General features: G+C 39.3%; 21 protein-coding genes. 9 read left to right on the top strand and 12 right to left on the bottom strand.

The features are described 5' to 3' along the window. Position 1 precedes the first annotated feature (1 nt). Together dnaN and dnaA are read right to left on the bottom strand one after the other, a co-directional pair. Positions 2-1150 (bottom strand): DNA polymerase III subunit beta, encoded by a 1149-nt coding sequence (gene dnaN / locus HL290_RS17755; protein ID WP_005045339.1) that lies wholly within the window; start codon positions 1148-1150, stop codon positions 2-4. A gap of 97 nt (positions 1151-1247) precedes the next feature. Further along, a complete protein-coding gene (gene dnaA / locus HL290_RS17750; protein ID WP_004640242.1) occupies positions 1248-2654 on the bottom strand; it encodes a chromosomal replication initiator protein DnaA in 1407 nt (468 codons plus the stop codon). Positions 2655-3336: 682 nt separating this feature from the next. On the opposite strand from dnaA, the gene rpmH reads away from it, so the two are divergent. The 5 genes from rpmH (at position 3337) to mnmE (ending at position 7437) form a co-directional block, all read left to right on the top strand. Next, positions 3337-3471: a 50S ribosomal protein L34 gene (gene rpmH, locus HL290_RS17745; protein WP_000831329.1), complete on the top strand. Its 135-nt coding sequence runs from the start codon at positions 3337-3339 to the stop codon at positions 3469-3471. 30 nt (positions 3472-3501) lie between these two features. Then, positions 3502-3894 carry a ribonuclease P protein component gene (gene rnpA / locus HL290_RS17740; RefSeq protein ID WP_004640245.1) on the top strand — a complete coding sequence of 131 codons (393 nt, stop codon included), beginning with the start codon at positions 3502-3504 and terminating at the stop codon, positions 3892-3894. 10 nt (positions 3895-3904) lie between these two features. After that, positions 3905-4225 carry a membrane protein insertion efficiency factor YidD gene (yidD, locus tag HL290_RS17735; RefSeq protein ID WP_151745251.1) on the top strand — a complete coding sequence of 107 codons (321 nt, stop codon included), beginning with the start codon at positions 3905-3907 and terminating at the stop codon, positions 4223-4225. Between the two features lie 5 nt (positions 4226-4230). Continuing rightward, the gene (gene yidC, locus HL290_RS17730; RefSeq protein WP_017391213.1) at positions 4231-5991 is read left to right on the top strand and encodes a membrane protein insertase YidC; all 1761 of its coding nucleotides are present in this window, start codon (positions 4231-4233) and stop codon (positions 5989-5991) included. A 90-nt stretch (positions 5992-6081) separates the two neighbouring features. After that, complete coding sequence (mnmE, locus tag HL290_RS17725) at positions 6082-7437, top strand: tRNA uridine-5-carboxymethylaminomethyl(34) synthesis GTPase MnmE (protein ID WP_056484364.1); 1356 nt, start codon at positions 6082-6084, stop codon at positions 7435-7437. Positions 7438-7485: 48 nt separating this feature from the next. Here the strand turns inward: mnmE and HL290_RS17720 are convergent, their stop codons facing one another. Continuing rightward, a complete protein-coding gene (locus HL290_RS17720; protein ID WP_198497153.1) occupies positions 7486-7749 on the bottom strand; it encodes a metal/formaldehyde-sensitive transcriptional repressor in 264 nt (87 codons plus the stop codon). A 57-nt stretch (positions 7750-7806) separates the two neighbouring features. Here HL290_RS17720 and dmeF point away from each other — a divergent pair, with 57 nt between their 5' ends. Next, positions 7807-8742 carry a CDF family Co(II)/Ni(II) efflux transporter DmeF gene (gene dmeF / locus HL290_RS17715; RefSeq protein WP_198497152.1) on the top strand — a complete coding sequence of 312 codons (936 nt, stop codon included), beginning with the start codon at positions 7807-7809 and terminating at the stop codon, positions 8740-8742. A 95-nt stretch (positions 8743-8837) separates the two neighbouring features. Then, the gene (locus HL290_RS17710) at positions 8838-9536 is read left to right on the top strand and encodes a DsbC family protein (RefSeq protein WP_198497151.1); all 699 of its coding nucleotides are present in this window, start codon (positions 8838-8840) and stop codon (positions 9534-9536) included. Positions 9537-9585: 49 nt separating this feature from the next. Here the strand turns inward: HL290_RS17710 and HL290_RS17705 are convergent, their stop codons facing one another. The 8 genes from HL290_RS17705 to HL290_RS17670 all read right to left on the bottom strand — a co-directional run bounded on the left by HL290_RS17705 (position 9586) and on the right by HL290_RS17670 (position 17084). Beyond that, the gene (locus tag HL290_RS17705; RefSeq protein ID WP_045437771.1) at positions 9586-9837 is read right to left on the bottom strand and encodes a GlsB/YeaQ/YmgE family stress response membrane protein; all 252 of its coding nucleotides are present in this window, start codon (positions 9835-9837) and stop codon (positions 9586-9588) included. A gap of 172 nt (positions 9838-10009) precedes the next feature. Next, positions 10010-10537, bottom strand: coding sequence for a hypoxanthine phosphoribosyltransferase (gene hpt, locus HL290_RS17700; RefSeq protein WP_151745247.1), 528 nt, complete (start codon positions 10535-10537; stop codon positions 10010-10012). A gap of 217 nt (positions 10538-10754) precedes the next feature. Continuing rightward, positions 10755-12077: a guanine deaminase gene (gene guaD / locus HL290_RS17695; protein ID WP_198497150.1), complete on the bottom strand. Its 1323-nt coding sequence runs from the start codon at positions 12075-12077 to the stop codon at positions 10755-10757. 56 nt (positions 12078-12133) lie between these two features. After that, positions 12134-13189 (bottom strand): aromatic ring-hydroxylating oxygenase subunit alpha, encoded by a 1056-nt coding sequence (locus HL290_RS17690; RefSeq protein ID WP_198497149.1) that lies wholly within the window; start codon positions 13187-13189, stop codon positions 12134-12136. 293 nt (positions 13190-13482) lie between these two features. Further along, positions 13483-14643, bottom strand: coding sequence for a glutathionylspermidine synthase family protein (locus tag HL290_RS17685; RefSeq protein ID WP_198497148.1), 1161 nt, complete (start codon positions 14641-14643; stop codon positions 13483-13485). A gap of 21 nt (positions 14644-14664) precedes the next feature. Then, positions 14665-15024 carry a hypothetical protein gene (locus HL290_RS17680; protein ID WP_198497147.1) on the bottom strand — a complete coding sequence of 120 codons (360 nt, stop codon included), beginning with the start codon at positions 15022-15024 and terminating at the stop codon, positions 14665-14667. Between the two features lie 188 nt (positions 15025-15212). Next, entirely contained in the window at positions 15213-16169 is a 957-nt protein-coding gene (locus HL290_RS17675) for a TerC family protein (RefSeq protein ID WP_003656014.1), read from the bottom strand. 318 nt (positions 16170-16487) lie between these two features. Further along, positions 16488-17084, bottom strand: coding sequence for a phosphatase PAP2 family protein (locus HL290_RS17670; protein WP_045437741.1), 597 nt, complete (start codon positions 17082-17084; stop codon positions 16488-16490). A 135-nt stretch (positions 17085-17219) separates the two neighbouring features. Between HL290_RS17670 and HL290_RS17665 the strand changes: the two genes are divergently transcribed. Next, positions 17220-18470, top strand: coding sequence for a low temperature requirement protein A (locus tag HL290_RS17665; RefSeq protein WP_198497146.1), 1251 nt, complete (start codon positions 17220-17222; stop codon positions 18468-18470). Between the two features lie 65 nt (positions 18471-18535). On the opposite strand, the gene mpl is transcribed toward HL290_RS17665, so the two are convergent. Then, the gene (gene mpl / locus HL290_RS17660; protein ID WP_198497145.1) at positions 18536-19909 is read right to left on the bottom strand and encodes a UDP-N-acetylmuramate:L-alanyl-gamma-D-glutamyl-meso-diaminopimelate ligase; all 1374 of its coding nucleotides are present in this window, start codon (positions 19907-19909) and stop codon (positions 18536-18538) included. Between the two features lie 241 nt (positions 19910-20150). Between mpl and HL290_RS17655 the strand changes: the two genes are divergently transcribed. Continuing rightward, complete coding sequence (locus HL290_RS17655; protein WP_080547845.1) at positions 20151-20513, top strand: DMT family protein; 363 nt, start codon at positions 20151-20153, stop codon at positions 20511-20513. The last annotated feature ends 22 nt before the right edge of the window (positions 20514-20535 follow it).

Raw genomic sequence — 20535 nt, 5'->3', positions numbered from 1 at the left:
ACTATACACGCATCGGCATAACTACATAAGTTTGATCAGTATGTGCTGGGTCTTGAACCAAAACAGACTGATTCGCCTCACTCATACTCATATTTACGTCATCGCCATCAAGCACACCCAATACTTCAAGTAAATATTGCGCATTAAATGACATTTCGAGTGGTATATTTTGATATTGAATAGCTAAATCTTCAATAGCCTCATCTTGCTCAGGGTTATTCGCACGAAGCTGTAAAGAATCCTGATTAAAATTCAAGAAAACACCACGCAACTTTTCATTACTCAAAATTGCGACACGTTGTAATGATTGCTTAAATACATCATGGCTAATTAATACATGTTTATCGCCACCACGTGGAATCACGCGACGATAATCAGGGAATTTTCCATCAATCAATTTTGTAGTAAAACGAACAGTAATATTGCCTTGTTCTTTATCACGACTTGGTGTATTGATGGTTACATTTAACAATTCACGACCAATCAACAATGTTAATTGTTCATCTTCAATACTCAGTAAACGCTGTAATTCACCAACAGCTTTACGAGGTACAATAGCCTGCACCAATTGAGCTGATGTAGAAGACGCTGTAATTTCACAAAGTGCTAAACGGTGACCATCTGTTGTTACTGCACGTAATTGATTTTCATCAATTTCCAATAAAGTACCCGTTAAATAGAAACGTACATCTTGTACAGCCATCGCAAAAGCAGTTTTTTCAAATAAACGCTTTAACTCACGTTGGGTTACTTGTACTTGAGTACCCTGACTATTTTCAGTCGTCAATAATGGATAATCTTCTGCGGGTAAAGTCCCTAATACAAAACGGCTATTACCAGACTTTAAGATACATCTTTGATCTTCAGTAATTTGTAAATCAATTAATGCAGCTGTAGGCAATGATTTACAAATTTCCATTAACTTACGAGCAGGGACTGTTGTTTCCCCTGCTTCAAGGCATGCCCCTTCTGATAAAACAGTGCTCGCAACCAGCTCGACTTCTAGATCAGAACCAGTAATGGTGAGCGCCTGAGCATTAGTCTGAATTTTGACGTTTGAAAGAATATTCAATGTATGACGACGTTCTACCGCACCGACAACATGCGATAAAACATTGAGTAAACTTTCTTTAGCGATTTTCAAACGCACGATTCATTCCTCTAGCAACTTGGAGCAAATATTTCATTTTTTAGCTGTGTACTATGCTGCACTTACGTAGACTTTGCAACAAGGTCTTATCATTTCATTAACTCTGAAGTAGACGCAGTAGATTTTTATAATCTTCGTCAAAAATTGGATCTTCTTCTCGCAGACTGGCTACTTTTTCACAAGCATGCATCACTGTACTGTGATCGCGTCCACCAAAAGCCATCCCAATTTCTGGAAAACTATCACCGGTCAACTCACGAGCTAGTCCCATTGCCAACTGACGTGGTCGAGCATAAATTCGTGTACGTTTTGGCCCTACTAATTCTTTTAATGGGATACGGAAATATTCACTAACCACACGCTGGATATTTTCTACACTAATTGTTCGTGCACGGATCGCCAACACATCTTTTAAAGACTCACGAACCACATCAAGATCGATTGGTGCACCTTTAAAACGGGAAATTGCAACGACTTTATTAAGTGCCCCTTCAAGTTCACGCACGTTCGCAACAACTTGTTGTGCAATAAATAAGGCACAATTTCGAGGTAAATCAACGCCGCTATTTTCCGCTTTCTTTAATAAAATTTCGATACGAGTTTCAATATCTGGTGGTTCAACACCTACTGAAAGTCCCCAAGAAAAACGGGAAACCAAACGCGGATCTAACTCTGTTAACTCTTTTGGATAACGGTCTGAAGTTAAAATAATTTGTTTAGATTCATCAAGTAAAGCATTAAATGTATAGAAGAATTCAACTAGACTCGCCTCTTTACCTGCTAAGAGATGAATATCATCGACCAATAATAAATCTAAAGAACGGCAGTTTTTCTTAAACTCTTCTACTTTGCCTTTTTGTAAAGAACTCACAAAATCCTGAACAAAACTTTCAGAAGTCATATACATCACACGGGCATTAGGTTTGGCTTGTAGTAAAGCATTGCCAACTGCCTGCATTAAGTGAGTCTTACCTAGCCCTGTGGGGCCATATAAAAACAAAGGGTTATGCTGTGAAGCACCTAATTGAGTTAACACTTTTCTACATGTTTCAGCAGCCATCTGGTTCGAACGGCCTTCAACAAATAAAGAAAAAGTAAACTGAGGATTGAGTAGCTTTTTTTTCGCTGTTTTAGGGTTGACCACACTATTCGTATGAGGACTAGAAACAGACTCGGGCTCTTTTTTTACTTTAATACTTTGTGGTGGCGCAGATTGCAAAGCAGCAGTAGTGGTTGCTGGTTGTTCTGCAGATGACAAAATACTCCCAGGACGAGAATCAACTAAAATCTCAACCTGACGGACACGCCCTTCTGACAACTGCTCAGCCAATATAGAAATTAATTCTAAATGGTTCTCTTGAATGTAACGCGTCCAATAAGGGTTAGGAGCATAGAGACGTAGTATTCCTTCTACTTCTTCAGCAACTAATGGGCGAATCCACATCGCAAAGACGTTATCAGAGAGCTCTTGTCGCAAGCGAGTTAAGCAGTCTGTCCAAAGCATGTGTATCCCCTATTTCTGCATTTTTAAATTCAAATAATCTAAAGATTAACCCTTCCTGATAAGAAGGGGTCGCCATTCTAACCAAGTTATCCACATCTGTCATGACGAATTCGACTGATTTTGCCTAAAAAGAAATCTCTTGTGAATAAATTTAAATTCAAAACCACTTGTGTATAACTTTTTGCACAACCTGTGGATAAATTATCACATAAACTTATCCACAATCCATAAATATAATAGAAACAGAGTTATCAACAACCCAAACACATGTTTTTTAAATTTAAAAGTGCGAAATCCACAGGAAAAGTAGCTCCTAATAAGAATAAATATAAATTTTAAAATTTGAATTTATTTAATAGGGGTGCGATCTTTTGTGGATAACTACAAAATATGAATTTAAATTCAAATGCAGTAAATCAAAGCCAAGATGATATCTTGTTTTGTTGATAAGTATGTATATAAGGTGTGTATATAATAAAAGCTCTAATAAAAATAGACAATTACTTTGTGTATAACTTTAAAAACTATATATTGCACTGAATTATGAAAATCATAAAAAGGAAGTAGAGAGATTAAAAATTTGGGTTAAATACAAAACTTTCTTGGTTTTTCATTGACAGCGTAAACATTGCACAATAAAATCGCGGACCTTTATAGAAAGATCATTTTTGGGAGTTTCGATATGAAACGTACTTTCCAGCCATCTGAATTAAAGCGTAAACGCGTTCATGGTTTCCGCGCTCGTATGGCAACTAAAGCTGGTCGTCAAGTATTAGCTCGTCGTCGTGCAAAAGGTCGTCATAGCTTAACTGTTTAATTACTGTTACGCTGACCAGACTTGGGTGTGATGACACTTTACAATTTCAGCACAGATGTGCGAATACGCTGTGCTGCAGATTATAAAAGTGTATTCGATGGTGCGCTTTTTAAAGTGCATCAACCCCATTTTTTATTTCTTGCAAAATTAACCGAACAGCCTAATAGCCGTTTGGGTATTGTTGTTGCTAAGAAAAAAGTGCGCCGTGCACATGAAAGAAATCGAATAAAACGTCTTGCTCGTGAGAGCTTTCGTCTACATCAGCCGAATTTTGGATCAGACATAGATATTGTGGTAATGCCGAAAGTTGGTATAGAAACGATTACGAATGCTGAGCTATATCAACAATTAGATTTTGCTTGGCAAAAATTACAGCGCTTAGCAAAAAAACATTCTAAAGTTGGCACAACCTCGCAGAATTAAGAGATAGCCAATGGTTCGTTTTCTACGTTGGTTGATTCGACTGTATCAAATTGCGATTAGTCCGCTTCTTGGACCCCGTTGTCGTTATATCCCGACTTGTTCCCAATATGCGATAGAAGCATTGCAAACTCATGGTGCGATAAGAGGCGTTTGGTTATCTTCTAAACGGATTTGTCGTTGTCATCCGTGGGGAGGATCTGGATATGATCCGGTACCGCCAAAAGCAATTCGTTTTATTTCGTTTCATCAAATAGATTCTCAAACGCATCATGTTGCTGTACCCTTTCGTGATCGTTTACTGAAGCAAAATCTCTCTAACCATTTGGGGTAATAGATATGCAACAATGGGCCAGGTTTGCAATTCTCGGGGCCATGTTTGTCACCGCATATTTGCTCATTTTGGCTTGGCAAAAAGATTATGGAAATGCTGCAACTGCACCGCAAAAACAAGCGGCGGCTGTAAGTTCACATGAAGTATCTGCTGATTTGCCAAATGCTAAAAATGCAACAGTGGCTTCCGATGTGCCACAAGCAAATATTGCGCAGTCACAAACCACAGATGCAACTGCACCTGTGAATCAACAGCTTATTTCAGTACAAACTGACCTTTACCATATTTGGATCAATCCAAAAGGTGGTGATATTGTTCGTATTGAATTACTCTCACACGACAAAAGCAAAGACAGCGATCAGCCATTTGTTATGCTTGAAAATGATGCCAAGCGTACATATGTTGCTCAATCTGGCTTAATTGGTTTGAATGGACCAGATAGTAGTCGTGGTGGTCGTCCATTATATGCTGTTGAAAAAACATCATATACTTTGGCTGATGCTAAGGGTGTGCAGGATCAAAAGGGGCAATCTGAAAAAGTTTTAAACGTTCCAATGGTATTTAAGACACCTGAAGGCGTTGAAATTATTAAAACTTTTACTTTCACCCAAGGGCAATATCCAATTGTTGTAAGACATCAAGTTATTAACCGTAGCCAACAAAGCTGGCAAGGTCAGATGTTTGGACAATTAAAGCGTGATAACTCTGACGATCCTGGTAAATCTTCTCAAGGTATTTTCACTCTAGGAACTTTCTTAGGTGGAGCTTGGGGGACGCCTGAGTCACATTACAATAAGCTGAAGTTTGCTAATTTCTCAGAAGAAAAAGTAAGCACTGAAGCGAAAGGTGGATGGGTTGCGATTGTTCAGCATTATTTTGTAAGTGCTTGGATTCCTGGGAATCTTAAACTGACTCAAGCGAATGGTCAGCCTTATGTAGCTAAACTTGAATCTCGTCAATCTGCTGATCATATGAATATCATTGGTTTTACCTCACCAGTGATTAATGTTCCAGCAGGCACTTCAATGGAAGTGGACGCAAAACTTTATTCAGGTCCTAAAGTTCAAGCTGAATTAAAAGATTTAGCGGTTGGTTTGAATCAGACTGTTGATTATGGCTGGTTATGGCCGATTGCCAAGTTATTGTTCTTAGGTCTTCAATTCTTCCATAGCATTGTGGGCAACTGGGGATGGTCGATCATCTTACTTACCGTTATGGTGAAGATGATTTTGTGGCCTTTATCTTCAAAAAGTTATCGTTCTATGGCGAAAATGCGTGTGATTGCACCAGAAATGCAACGCATGAAAGAAGAGTTCGGTGAAGACCGTATGCGCTTCTCGCAAGAAATGATGGCTTTATACAAACGTGAACAAGTGAATCCGCTTTCAGGTTGTTTACCATTGTTGCTACAAATGCCAATTTTCCTTGCCTTGTACTGGGTACTCATGGAAAGTGTGGAATTACGTCATGCACCATGGTTAGGCTGGATTCAAGACTTGTCAGCAATGGATCCTTGGTTCATCTTGCCGTTAATCATGGGTGCTACCATGTTTGCACAGCAAATGTTGAACCCACAACCAGCTGACCCAATGCAGGCAAAAGTGTTCCGCATTATGCCGATTATGTTCACGGTATTTATGCTGTTCTTCCCTGCAGGTCTCGTGTTGTACTGGATTGTGAACAACAGTATTACTATTTTACAGCAGTCGTTTATTAATAAGAGCGTTGAGAAAAGTCGTTTAAGTAAGACTGAATCAGCATCTTAATCGTTGAACTTTTGCTGAATAAATCCGCTTAAGATGGTAATCTTAGGCGGATTTTTCTTTGGCTGGATTTTAGGTTTTTAGGTGAATAATATGCAAAGTCAAACCACGATTGCCGCAATTGCAACGCCACCAGGGCGTGGTGGTGTGGGCGTGATTCGCCTATCGGGACCTAAGGCTTATGAAATTGCTCAAAACCTGACACAAAAAAACTTGCCTGAAGCACGTATGGCGGGGTTCCGGAAGTTTTATGATGCTGATGGAAGCATTATGGATGAAGGGATTGTCCTATGTTTTCCAAATCCTCATTCGTTTACAGGTGAAGATGTTGTAGAGCTACAAGGGCATGGCGGTCCAGTCATTCAGAATGCCTTACTTGGTCGTCTATTTGAGCTTGGTGCAATCGCGGCAAAAGCTGGTGAATTTTCCATGCGAGCTTTTGAAAATGGCAAGATGGACTTGGTTCAAGCAGAAGCCATTGCCGATTTGATTGATGCGACATCGCAAGCTGCCGCACGTTCTGCTGTTCGCTCTTTGCAAGGTGCTTTTTCGACCAAAATTAATACCGTTTTAGAAAAACTGATTCATTTGCGTTTACATGTAGAAGCCGCAATTGATTTTCCTGAAGAAGAAATCGATTTCTTGGCAGATGGTAAAATTTTAGCTTTACTTGAAGACGTACAACAATCGGTAAAATCCGTTCAAACATCTGCACGACAAGGTCAATTATTACGTGAAGGTTTGCAAGTCGTTATTGCTGGTAAACCAAATGCGGGTAAATCGAGCTTGTTGAATGCGCTTGCTGGTGTTGAGCGTGCAATTGTGACCGATATTGCTGGTACAACTCGTGATGTTTTGCATGAAAAAATTAGCTTAAATGGCTTACCAATCACCTTAACAGACACTGCGGGCCTTCGTGAGACGGGTGATATCGTTGAAAAAGAAGGGATTCGCAGAGCAATCAAAGAAATTGAACAAGCTGATTTGTTATTGCTGGTTTATGACCTAAATCAAGGTGATGATCCATTAAAACTCGCTCAAGAATATTTTGCTGAACATATTGAGCCGCGTCGTTTAATGTTAATTGGTAATAAATGCGATTTAACTGGTCAGTTAGCTGAAATAAGTGATTTTCAAGGATTCCGTCATATTACCGTTTCTGCAAAACAAGAGATGGGTGTTCAAGGCCTCGTAGAAGCGATTACAGCGCATGCAGGCTTCCATCCTGAGGAAGACACCTTTATTGCGAGAACGCGTCATTTAGACGCAATGAAGCGCACACAGCTCTATCTATCAGAGGCACATGAGCAACTTGTTGTATTTAATGCAGGTGAACTCGTTGCTGAATCATTACGTCTTGCTCAGAATGCTTTAGGTGAAATTACCGGTGACTTTAGCGCTGATGACCTGTTAGGCAAAATCTTTGGTTCATTTTGTATTGGAAAATAATTAAAAAATTCTGAATGATGCAGATGGCTGTGTCATTCAGTCATCTCGTTAACCGTATCTTTTTAGAACCTTTAAAAACTCATCTAGCTCATTTTGATCAACTTGTGCTTCTTTGAGCACATGGTGATGTAAGTGCTGTTCCATCAATTCACTCATCAAACCGTTTATCGCACCTTTAATTGCGGCAACTTGTTGCAGTATTTCTATGCATGAAAGATCCGACTTTTCAACGGCATGCTCGATACTGTTAATTTGCCCTTTTAGTCGTTTTACACGATTAAGTATTTTTTTATCCTGACCAATGTGACTCATCTATGTTCTCTTGTATAATTCAATATACTGGTAGGGAGTATATTGGGTTTAAATTTTATGCAGGATCATAGTGTATCACGTCATCATCAACATCAGTTTGATGAAGGAAATCCACTTGCACAAAAACGTATTTTGATTGCAACCATTTTAACGGCTTCCATGATGGTGTTAGAAGTATTTGGTGGGTGGTTCTTTAACTCAATGGCATTATTAGCTGATGGTTGGCATATGAGTTCGCACATGTTGGCACTCGGTTTAGCCTACTTTGCCTATCGTGCGGCCCGTCATTATTCTAAAGATCACCGTTTTAGCTTTGGAACTTGGAAAATCGAGATTTTAGCGGGTTATAGCAGCGCAATTTTGCTTATGGTTGTAGCTATTTTTATGACATTTCAGTCGGTTCAGCGTTTATTTAATCCGGTTGAGATTTTTTATAATGAAGCTATTCCGATTGCAATTTTAGGTTTAGTAATTAACTTGATTTGTGCGTGGTTACTTCATGATGATGGTCACCATCACCATCACCATCACCATCACGATTTAAACCAAAAAGCTGCATTTTTACATGTGGTTGCAGATGCTGTGACCTCTGTTTTTGCAATTATTGCGCTTTGTGCGGGTAAATATTTTGGCTGGGACTTTTTAGATGCACTTTTAGGAATTTTAGGTGCTATTTTGGTTGCAAAATGGTCTCTTGGGTTAATCAAAGAGACAGGAAAAACCCTTCTTGATGCAGAAATGGATCATCCTGTGGTTGAAGAAATTCGAGAAGTGATTGCTGAGTTTCCTAAACACATTGAAATTACAGATATTCATGTCTGGAAAGTCGCAAAAGGCAAGTTTTCTTGTATTTTGGTGCTCGAAACTGATGATATTTCCTTAACAGCAGACCAGATTCGTCATGCTTTATCGATTCATGATGAAATCGTCCATATTTCGGTAGAAATTAACGATTTAAAACCTGTTTATGTTCCACGTGAAACATTGGCATAACTGAGTGGGAGTTTGGTTATAACTCGGTAATCAGTTCTGTTTTAATCATCTGAACTGATTAAAATAAACTTCTCTCTTACCTATGAGTTGGTTTTATGCTTAAAAAATTAGGAATATTGGCATTATTTAGCTTAACGGCGAGTTTAAGTTTCGCTAATGTAGACTCGGTCAGAGAAAATATTAAAAAACAATATCCTAATTTAAAAGTTAGCAATATTCAGAAAACCGAAATGCCTGGGCTATATAGCGCTAATCTGGATCAACAAATCATCTATGTGGGCGAAGATGGTCAGCATATGTTTGTTGGTTCTATGATTCGGTTAAAAGATCAGAAGAATTTGACTAAAGATCTAGTTCTAGGACAGAACTCAATTGACTGGAAACAGCTTCCTTTAAAAGATGCAATTAAAACGGTTAAAGGTAATGGACAGCATGTTTTAGCAGTATTTTCTGACCCCAACTGTCCTTATTGTAAGCAGCTCGAACCTGAACTGGACAAGCTGAAAGATGTGACAATTTATACGTTTATTTATCCTTTAAAGCCTCAGTCTATTGTGGTTTCTAGGCAAGTTTGGTGTGCGCCAAATCAATCCTATTCATGGAAAAAACTGATTCAGCAAGGCGTTAGACCAACAGTTGCGAGCTGTGCTAATCCAATTGACCGTAATTTAGAGCTTGGAAAGAGATTAGGTTTTAATGGTACCCCTACCTTGATTTTTGAAAATGGTTTTAAACTGGTAGGTGCTCGTTCTGCAGAAGAAATTCAAGCTGTTTGGAAAGAGTTAGGTTTATAAAACAAATTAAAAAAGCACCATTCGGTGCTTTTTTATTGCCTGAAAGTAATTAACTTTTTCGTGCGATTAAATTGTAAATAAAGAGAATAAGCACTGCGCCAATAACAGATGCGATAAAGCCCGCCGCTGAATTTTCTCCGTAAAGCCCCAGTAATCGTCCGCCATAGGTAGCTAGAAGTGAACCTGCAATACCGATGAGGGTTGTTACGATAAAACCTGCTTTATCATCGCCAGGATGTAAGGCACGAGCGATTAAACCAGCAAAGAAACCAACCACAATAGCAACAATAAGTGACCACATATTTGTTCTCCAGTTGTTTTTTTGATGAAGTTAATGATTTTGCTTCATATTCTATCGTGCTTCAGAGCCTGCTAGTTTGTCTGTAGCAGATTGCGAATTTTTGTGTCTTTTTTGTTCAAAACTAAAACGTTATATAAAAAAATAGCACCTTTCAGTGCTATTTTTTTGAAATTTATAAACCAATTTCACCAATAAATGGTAAGTGGCGATATTTTTGGTCGTAGTCTAAGCCGTAACCAACAATAAACTTATCTTCAACTTCAAAACCTAAAAATTTAACTTCAAGATCAATTTCACGGCGAGATGGTTTACTCACCAATGTGCACAATTGAATTGAATTTGGATCTCGAGTTTGCAACATTTCCATAACTTTGCTTAAGGTATTACCTGAGTCGATAATATCTTCAACTACCAACACATCTTTACCGCGAATTTCACCATCAAGATCTTTTAAGATTTTAACATCTCGACTTGAAGTTGTACCGCCGCCGTAGCTAGACACTGTCATAAAGTCGAGTTCATGCGGTTTGTTAATCGTGCGGCATAAGTCTGCCATGAAAATAACAGAACCACGCAGTAGCCCAATCAGGACCAACTCTTTGTCACTATTTGCATAGTGAGCGTTAATTTGCTCGCCGAGCTCTTTGACTTTTGCTTGAATTTCTTCGGTTGAAATCATGATGCTCATTGCAACAGTCATGTCAGATTCCTACAAGATATAAAAGAAAAAATAAAAAAGGTGTTGACCTGCAACACCTCTAAAATCTGAGTTAATGGTAAAATTTTAAAGCAAAATGACTTTTCATGCACCCTTTGATAAGCCAGAAATTTTATCATTTTGAGCAATATGTCGATCACGCTTTAATGCTAGTGCACATATTCCAAATAATAACAAAAACTTAACAGCACGATTTTGTTTAGGCTTTTTCTTTTTGATAAGCACGTTTTCCATAAATATAAGTCGCCTCAATATTTCGGTCATCACCTAACGTGAATAATGCAAACAGTGAATCTTCAACAGATTTGGATTTAGACTGGCGCAGTTGCTGTAATGCTGTTGGTTTAAGATTCAAGACAACAAAATCTGCTTCTTTACCGATGTTGAAGTTTCCTAGTTGATCTTGCAGGTCAAGCGCTTTTGCTCCACCTAAAGTTGCATGATAGAGCGCTTCATAAGCTGAAAGTTTATCGCCTTGTAATTGCTGAACCTTATAAGCTTCGTTAACAGTTTGCAGCAAACTAAAGGATGTACCAGCACCGATATCTGTACCCAAGCCCACTTTCACTTGCTTTTCCCACGTTTTTTTCAATGGAAATAAACCACTACCTAAGAACAGGTTTGACGTTGGACAAAATGCGATAGCAGATTGAGTATCATGCATACATTGCCACTCTTCATCTTCTAGGTGAACGCAATGAGCAAACACGGAGCGCTTACCAGTGAGGCCATAATGTTGATAAACATCTAAGTAACCTGTTTGTTCTGGAAATAAAGATTTCACCCATGCGATTTCATCTTTGTTTTCACTTAAATGCGTATGTACATAAACATCAGGAAATTCTTGCTTTAACTGCCCTGCTCTTTCTAATTGCTCAGGTGTAGAAGTTGGCGCAAAACGTGGTGTAATGGCATACAGCGCACGGCCCTTGCCATGCCATTTTTCAATGAGTGCTTTTGTGTCGCTGTAAGCCGTTTCTGGCGTGTCACACAGCGCTTCAGGTGCATGACGGTCCATGAGAACCTTACCAGCAATTAAACGCATCTGAACGTGTTCTGCGGCTTCAAATAAAGCATCAACAGACTCAGGGTGAACTGTACAGAAAACGAGAGCGGTGGTTGTACCGTGTTTTAAGAGTTCTTGAATAAAGAACTGGGCAATTTCACTTGCATATGCTTTGTCTTGAAACTGGATTTCAGTTGGAAAGGTATAAGTATTGAGCCAGCTTAAAAGTTGTTCGCCGTATGCTCCCACCATTTCGGTTTGCGGGAAGTGGATATGGGTATCAATAAAGCCGGGTACAATCAATTGTTCTGGGTAATGTTGAACTTCAACCCCAGCAGGAAGATGCTGTTGAGCTTCATCCCATGCACCAAACCATTTGATTTTTCCATGTTCACTAATCAATACACCATCTTCCAAATAACGTACTTGATTTGGAATATCAGTTGGCTCAGAGACAGTTTGCTGAATATCTAAAAAACGACCACGCACAACGGTGGTATTTGCGATCAATGACATGGAAAGCCTTTATATTTTCACTTTTTTCGGTTGATTGTACCCCAGTTAACCAAGATTTAAACGGTATAACGTTTACTTAGTCCCCATTCAGCTAAGATCCGACGATAAGTCGTTGATGAACGGTCAGCCTCAAAATGAGCTTCCATCATTAAATCTAGCGGTAGTTCTTCTGGCTTTTGTGATTCGACCATGTCTTGGTCTTCAGCAAAAATTTGAGCATTAAATGCATATACGTTTTCTAAATCGCCTGTTTGATCAAAGTTACGTGTTAATGGAACAAATAAACGAGTTTTATTACTTGAGATAGGACAACAGGCGTTCAAGATTTTTAAAACACCGTCTTCTGGAAAATCGACCGTAAGCACGGCTGAAAAAGGTGGATAGACATCAAAGGTACGCTTCCACAAAAAGCCTTCTGGTTCGAGATGTTTTAATTCATGCGGATAGTTACTAACATTACTGATATAGACCGTTTTTAAGCCGTAGTTGGTACGTTCAGTGTGATATTTAGGGACGATGGGATTATCGCGATTTGCAAAGGCATTGTGATGTACCCAAGCAAAATGAGCGACATCGATAAAACCTTCAAGTTGACGTCCGCTAGAACCGCCAATATCGACAAATGGTGGCAAAATTGCTTGATGCTCTGTCTGATCCCAAGTATCTAATACTGGAATATTGGCTTGAGCAACATCATGACCATGAATACTGGTCCAAATGAGGCCATAACGTTGAACAACTGGAAATTTGGTCAGAGAAAAACGATCAGAGATCTTGGTTAGTTCGGGTTGAGCTGGTATTTGGGTACATTTCCCTTCGGTGTTATAGCGTAGACCATGATAAGGACAAACAATTTCCTCACCGTCTACCCATCCTTTGGTTAAAGGAACACCACGATGGGGGCAAATATCTCGGACCAGATGAATTTCACTACTTTCTGTCTCATACAGGGCCATATTCACGTCTAATAGTGTCACTCGCTGGGGTGCAGTAGAGACGTCTTGAATACGAGCAACCGGATACCAGTGAGTAGATAAAATTTCCCAATCTTTTGCATCAAAACTGCTGTTACATGGCATAGCAAGTGGCGTTAAAGTTGGGATAGCATTCATGGCATTACTCCTTAAAAAAATTAGGGCTCTCACGAGCCCTTAAAATCTAGGCTTTTTTCTTTTTAGGAGATGCAAAGAGCTTGCCAATATGAGTTTTTAATATAAAAAATTGAATAAAATTTTTAAATTACATAAGGTTGAAAGACTATATTTTTGAATATTTGTTCTAATTTATCTTTAGAAGCTTGAATTGGTTTTTCAAGATGAACCTAAAACGCACTCTATGAGAGCAAATGAGGCACATTAAAAAAGCTCTATTTAAGAGCTCTTTTACATATGCTTAATGGGGTTGATTACTCTACAAAGTAGTGCGCTGCAAAATGAGCATCATTACCGATAATGTCGTAGCAATCTTCACGAATAGACATGCCTGCACATTGATGTCCAACCATCCATAAACCGAGTGTAGGGAGTTGTCCTGAAAATAATGGGGTCTCTACCCATTTTTGTACGACATACCCATATTTGTCATAGTCATCAAAATAGAAACTACCAGAAGCTGCACCTTGGTCATGGCCATCTTGTAAAACCCGAATATTAGCCCCTTCCCTTGCCAAAATCGGTTTTTTCACCCATTTGCCAGCCAATGTTCGCTGTGGGTCATAAGTATGGGTTTCGATTAATAATGGATGGTTTGGGTAACGTTTCCAAAGCTCAACCAGAATTGCTTTATTTGAAAGTAGCATTTTCCAACAAGGTTCAATCCACTGTGTTTGTGGGGGGATATATTGAGAAAATGCTTCTTCCCAGATCCATTCCCATGGATAGAGCTTGAACAGGTTTTGAATGGGGCGGTTATTAAGATCAACAAAATCTTGTCCATTCCAGCCAATATTTTCCATAGAGAGTTCAGAAACTTGTAGATGAGCTTGGTAAGCTGTATCCATCAAATACTCTAAATTGCCCCAATCTTCTCGTCCCGCTTCCTGACAGGCAGCAAAATGCACATGACTACCACGTGGTAAAATCGTCTTCCAGCGTTTAATCAGGTCTTCATGAATGCTATTGAACTGGTCTCGGTTCGCAATGCCTGAGACTTGTTCTATCCACAGCCACTGCGCTACAGATGCTTCTAGTAAGCCGGTAGGTGTATCGGCGTTGTATTCCAGCATTTTGATATTTCGCCCATGGTAGGCGAAATCAAAGCGACCATAGAGCATTGGTGCATTTTGTTTCCATGAGCTTTCAATATGGCTTAGGGCTACTTCGGGAATTTGAAAATAAGCTGGATAGTCACCCCGTTGAATGAGTTCTCCTACAACAGATAAACACATTTGATGCAGTTCATTTGCTGCGTCTTCAAGTTGTTCAATCTGCTTAAGGGTAAACTCGTAAGCAACTCCTTCAGACCAGTAAATTGAGCCATCGAGAGAAGGTAAATTAAAGTAATCAAAACCAATATTTTGATGCTCCACTTGCCAGTCTGGGCGTGGAGTAAAGATTTTTCTTTTCATCTTATGTTAATGCCTGAAGACTTAGCCGCCGAAAGAAAAACCGCTACGACCAAATCCACCTCGAATTGGCGATGAAAAAGACGAGCTTTTCGCCGTGGTTGAAATGATGGGGCGGCCAGCACTCAAGTTGCTATAAGGATGTAAGGTATTGCCGCGAAAAGAAACTTCTCGGTTATTTCGATAATACGCAGGTCCTAAATAATGGCCTGAACCAGAACTATGTCCACTTGAGCTATTTTCTTCTTCACAAGTTTCAGTATTCCAGTCGCGAGCACAGTCATATTGGTTGTTATATACATCTTGTACTAAAGGACCATCATTATGACTACATGCCGTGAGTAATAAAGGCACCACGACAAGATTAATTTTTTTAGAACGCATGAGCTCCCACACATTTTAATAAGTATGTTCGACATACAATGTCGAATAGATATTGTCTATTATGTTTCTGATTAGGAAAGATAAATTTTAAGTTGGCATATAATATAAATCTGTTTTTTTAAAGTACAGCTTATTTTTAAAATTTAAAGCACAAGGCATCTCGTTTGTAGATGCCTTGTTTTGATGAATTAAGACTGTAACTGCTTTTTGTTGTGTCGTAAGGATAGATAAGCAGTAATTGCTAACACTATTACGATAAAGCTTAACGAGATCCAGATTGGCATGTGGAATACATCAAGCAGCAACATTTTCGCACCAATGAACAATAAGATAATGCCTAAGCCGTATGGTAAGTAATGCAATTTGGTTGCAGCGCCAGCAAGTAAGAAGAACATTGCGCGTAAACCTAAAATTGCCATTAAGTTCGCTGTTAAAACAATAAACGGATCGCTGGTTACCGCGAAAATAGCAGGAATAGAATCTACTGCGAAAATCACGTCAGAAGCTTCAACCAAAATCAAAACTAGAAATAACGGCGTTGCCCACAATAAACCATTTTGACGGACAAAGAATTTGTCACCTTCAAGCTGCGGCGTAATACGCATGTGCTTACGTAACCATTTTAGAGCTTTGATGTCTTCAATATTGGTTTCTTCTTCTTGGCCTTTTAAGAACTTAAAGCCTGTGTATACCAAGAACGCACCGAAAATATAAAGCACCCACGAGAACTCTTGAACGAACCATGCACCAATAAAGATAAAGAGAGTACGCAGTACGATTGCGCCTAATACGCCGTAGAGCAAAATTTTACGTTGTAGTGCAGCAGGAATAGCAAACGCTGCGAAAATCATTAACCAGACGAAAACGTTGTCAATTGCGAGCGACTTTTCAAGCAAGTAACCAGCAAAGTATTCCATGGTTTTTTGATTTGCTAAGGTCACACCAGCAGTTTGCTGTAGATATAGCCATAAACCACCACCAAATAACGCTGCGACACTCACCCACGCCACGCTCCAGTAAGCAGCTTGCTTAATTGAAACATCCTGACCTTGCTTTTGCTTAAAGCCTAAAAAGTCTATCAGGAGCATGACAATGACAATGCCAAAGAACGCTACATACAGCCATAAATTGCCGATCGATTCCATAAAACCTCCACATCCGGCAATTGGGCATAAAAAAACCTTGACCCGTTGCCAGATGAATTAAACATCTGTGCCAACATGATCAAGGTCTTGCCTACATCATGAATTTCATGATGCTCAGATACCGACTTTTTAATAAAAGTGTATTGACGATATCTGACACATAACATTGCTGTTATGTTTGGAGGAGGCTACTCCCCTTGTCAAACTAAATTCTGTTTTGGATAAAACATATCCAAGTACACATAGAATGGCAGATTTTTTAGGATTACGCAACTGAACTTAATTTCGTGGTTTTTAACACTAAAAGGGCTCTAGAGGTTATTTAATTAAACCTCGATCTAAAAGCGGTTTGCATATGATCTGGTAAAGGTGAATAAAGAATGCGGTTAAGCGCGTGCCGTAGGCATTCCAGAAGTAATATCCGGCTGTATTTACCAATAGCGCTACAATAAAAGCGCCCAACATATCTAAAGGGAAATGTACACCTAAATAAATACGTGACCATGCCACGACAAATGACAAGGATAGAAGAATTATTCCAATCAGTTTGCGCTGAGCAAATAAATAAGACAGAGCGATGGTGCTGAAAATCAGCATATGATTACTTGGAAAAGATGCCGTTGGTGCATGTTCGATAAAAGTAGTACCAACACCCATCACAAACGGTCTTGCGTGATGGTAAAACAGAGAAATAACATAGCCTACTAAAAGCGACACGCAGGTCAAAAAGACAGATTTAACAACCCTATTTTTTAAATCTTGGTCGCCATAGAACCATAAAAATGTAAGGATGAATAAAAGAATATAGAGGAGATCATTAGCAAAAAAGATAGCAAGACGAATGATAAATTGACTCGCATCCTGAGCCCCATTAATAACATGGAATAAGCTAAGGTTGAGTGTTTCTAAAGACATTCATATTCCAAACGAGAACAAAAACGTGAGCTATGATAAAGAATTAAGCTTAATGTCTTGATAAAGAATTGTCACAAAAATGAAATATAGTTTGTTTGTGAGTAAAGATTAAACAGCTTAGAACGATAATTTTTAATGCGTGATCTAAGCGTTGATATTAAAGTGCTAACGTGTTGGCATTTTATTCGAGAACGTTATTTTATGACTACTCAAGAAAAACAGAAAAAATTAAGTTTGAGGCCTTTATCTCCAAGAGATCCAAAACAGCCGCATAGAGCAGCGACTCCCCTCGAATTATTGTTCGATTTAATTTTTGTGGTCGCGATTGCAACAGCTGGTCAGCAGTTACATCACGCCATTATTGAAAATCATCTATGGCATGCGTTACCAAGCTACTTGATGGTATTTTTTGCGCTGTGGTGGGCATGGATGAATTTTTCATGGTTTGCTTCGGCTTACGATAACGACGATGCGTTGTATCGATGCCTCACCTTTGTACAAATTGTGGGTTCATTGGTGATGGCAGCAGGCATTCCTGATGTATTTCATAGTCAGGATTTTGACGTAATGATCATCGGTTATGTCATCATGCGAATGGCGTTAGTGACCCAGTGGTTGCGTGCAGCAAAATACGATCCTGCTCGGCGTATTACGGCTTATCGCTATGCAATAGGGATTGTACTGGTACAGATTGGTTGGTTAGTTGCCAATTTTACCCATGTACTTTCGGCTCCTTTATTTCTATTTCTGGCTGCTATGGAGTTATTTGTTCCCTACTATGCAGAAAAATATTCACCTACGCCGTGGCATCCACATCATATTGTAGAGCGTTATGCCCTGCTTACGATTATTGTGTTGGGTGAATCAATTATTGGTAGCTTTAATGCAATCCGCGATGCGCTGACTGCTCAATCTATTAATATTCCTGCCGTTTTCTTAATGATCGGTGGCTTAATGCTTATGTTCGCGATGTGGTGGGCTTATTTTGACCGTAGTGAACAGCATCACCATTTGAAAGGTGTGCGCCCGTTTGTATGGGGGTATGGTCATTACTTTGTTTTTGTGAGTATTGCTACGGTGGGCGCTGCGCTTGCTGCTGCTGTGGATGTCACAACCCATCATGCCCATATTTCCGATTTATATATGGGAATAGTCGTTGCGGTGAGTGTAGTGCTGTATACGACCTGTATTTGGGGACTATACGAATTTGAATGTTTAGCAGGAATCAGCAAATGGTTTTACCCTATTACGGCCCTCATCATTTTATGTATTCCGTTTATTTGTAATAACGTGGGATATAGCGTTTTTGCGATGGGTATTGTCTATAGTTTACGTTTAATGGTTTCTAATAAATTTATAGAAAATATAGAGCCAGAGAAGGTTTAAAATGGCTGAATAAAAAACGGGTTTCAATTTGAAACCCGTTTTTTATTGAATTATCTAAAGTGAAGTTAGGCAGCTTTTGCTTTTAATGCATTCATTAATTTTTGATGTAATCCACCAAAGCCACCATTAGACATAATCACGACGGCATCACCCTCACCTGCTTCATTGACAATACGTTCAATAATTTCATCAAGTGAACGGCTAACTTGAGCATGGTTAGACGCAGCTTTAATCACGGGTTGTAAATCCCAATCTAAACCTTCTGGCTGATACCAGATGACTTCGTCTGCTAAGCGTGCTGAGTGTGCTAAGCCATCTTTATGGCTTCCCATACGCATTGTGTTTGAACGTGGTTCGATAATGGCCCATAAACGGCGTTCGCCTAAGCGTTTACGTGCGCCATCTAAAGTCGTGTCAATTGCAGTTGGATGGTGAGCAAAGTCATCATAAACCTCAATACCATTGACTGTACCGAGTAACTCCATACGACGTTTCACACCGCCAAAGTTAGACAAAGCTTCACAAGCTTGTTCAAGCGCCACACCCACATGCTGAGCGGCTGCAATCGTTGCCAAAGCATTAGCTACGCTATGTTGCCCTGTCATGCTCCAATTCACTTCACCAACGACATTACCATTTTCAAGTACTTTAAAATGGCTGCCATCAATTGAAATGAGTTCGGCAGACAAAGCAGCTTTTTCATTCGCTTCTAGACTTGTACGAATGACTGGTGTCCAGCAGCCCATTTCAAGTACTTCATCAATATGAGTTTCAGTAATTGGCGCAATAATGCGACCTTCACTTGGAATGGTGCGAACAAGATGATGAAATTGCTTTTGAATAGCCGCTAGGTCATCAAAAATATCGGCGTGGTCAAATTCAAGGTTGTTTAAAATCGCCGTTTTTGGGTGATAGTGAACAAACTTAGAGCGCTTATCAAAGAAAGCTGAGTCATATTCATCGGCTTCAACGCAGAAGTATTTGCCGCCACCTAAACGAGCGCTTTCACTAAAACCAAGTGGAACACCACCAATTAAAAAGCCTGGATTTAAACCCGCCTGATCAAGTACCCAAGCCAGCATGGTTGTAGTCGTGGTTTTACCGTGAGTACCAGCTACACCAAGTACATGTTTACCTTGTAAAACATGGTCAGCAAGGAACTGTGGACCAGAAATATATGGCAGACCTTCGTTAAGCATATATTCCACAGCATCAATACCACGTTTCATGGCATTTCCGACAATCACTAAATCTGGATGAGGCTGCAAATGACTACGGTCATAGCCTTGCATGAGGGTAATACCTGCATTTTCTAACTGGGTAGACATTGGCGGGTAAACGTTTAAATCGGAACCGGTTACCTTATGCCCTAAATCACGAGCTAAAAGTGCTAAAGAGCCCATAAAAGTGCCACAAATACCCAAGATATGCAGATGCATTGCTCGCCTTCTCCACTGCTTTTGTACACAACATTGAAATGAATTGCTGTGTGTGCATTATTGATAAATTTGCCAGCAACGATAGCAAGGCTAAACTGGAAAAGATAGTCAAAAATCGTTGTTGTTCTATGTGTTTGAGGCACTTATAAAAGTACAGCTTTATTTTTTGTATTTAAGCTGAATTACAGTTTTATCTTTTATAATGTTTTGTATCTTTAATAATACTTAAATCATCGTGATGATGAGGGATGTGCCTTTGAGCCCAACGGTTTTAGCTTTTACGCTATTAATTATTTCTAACTGTTTTATGACACTTGCATGGTATGGGCACCTCAAATTTTTGCACCATGCTCCACTCTGGCAAGCGATCTTATTCGGTTGGATTATTGCCTTGCTTGAATACAGTTTTATGATTCCTGCTACTCGTATGCTGAGTGCACAAGGTTGGTTACTCGGTGAAATGAAGATCACGCAGGAAGTGGTTACGCTAATTGTGTTTGTACCGTTTATGATTTTCTTGTTTAAACAGCCATTTAAACTAGATTACTTGTGGGCGATGTTATGTCTATTTGGTTGCGTTTATTTCGTATTTAGAAGCCAATAATTTGCAATAGCTTGTATTGAAT

This window comes from Acinetobacter sp. AC1-2, assembly GCF_016124155.1.
Taxonomy (GTDB): Bacteria; Pseudomonadota; Gammaproteobacteria; order Pseudomonadales; family Moraxellaceae; genus Acinetobacter; species Acinetobacter calcoaceticus.
This window is presented reverse-complemented; position numbering and strand designations above follow the sequence as displayed.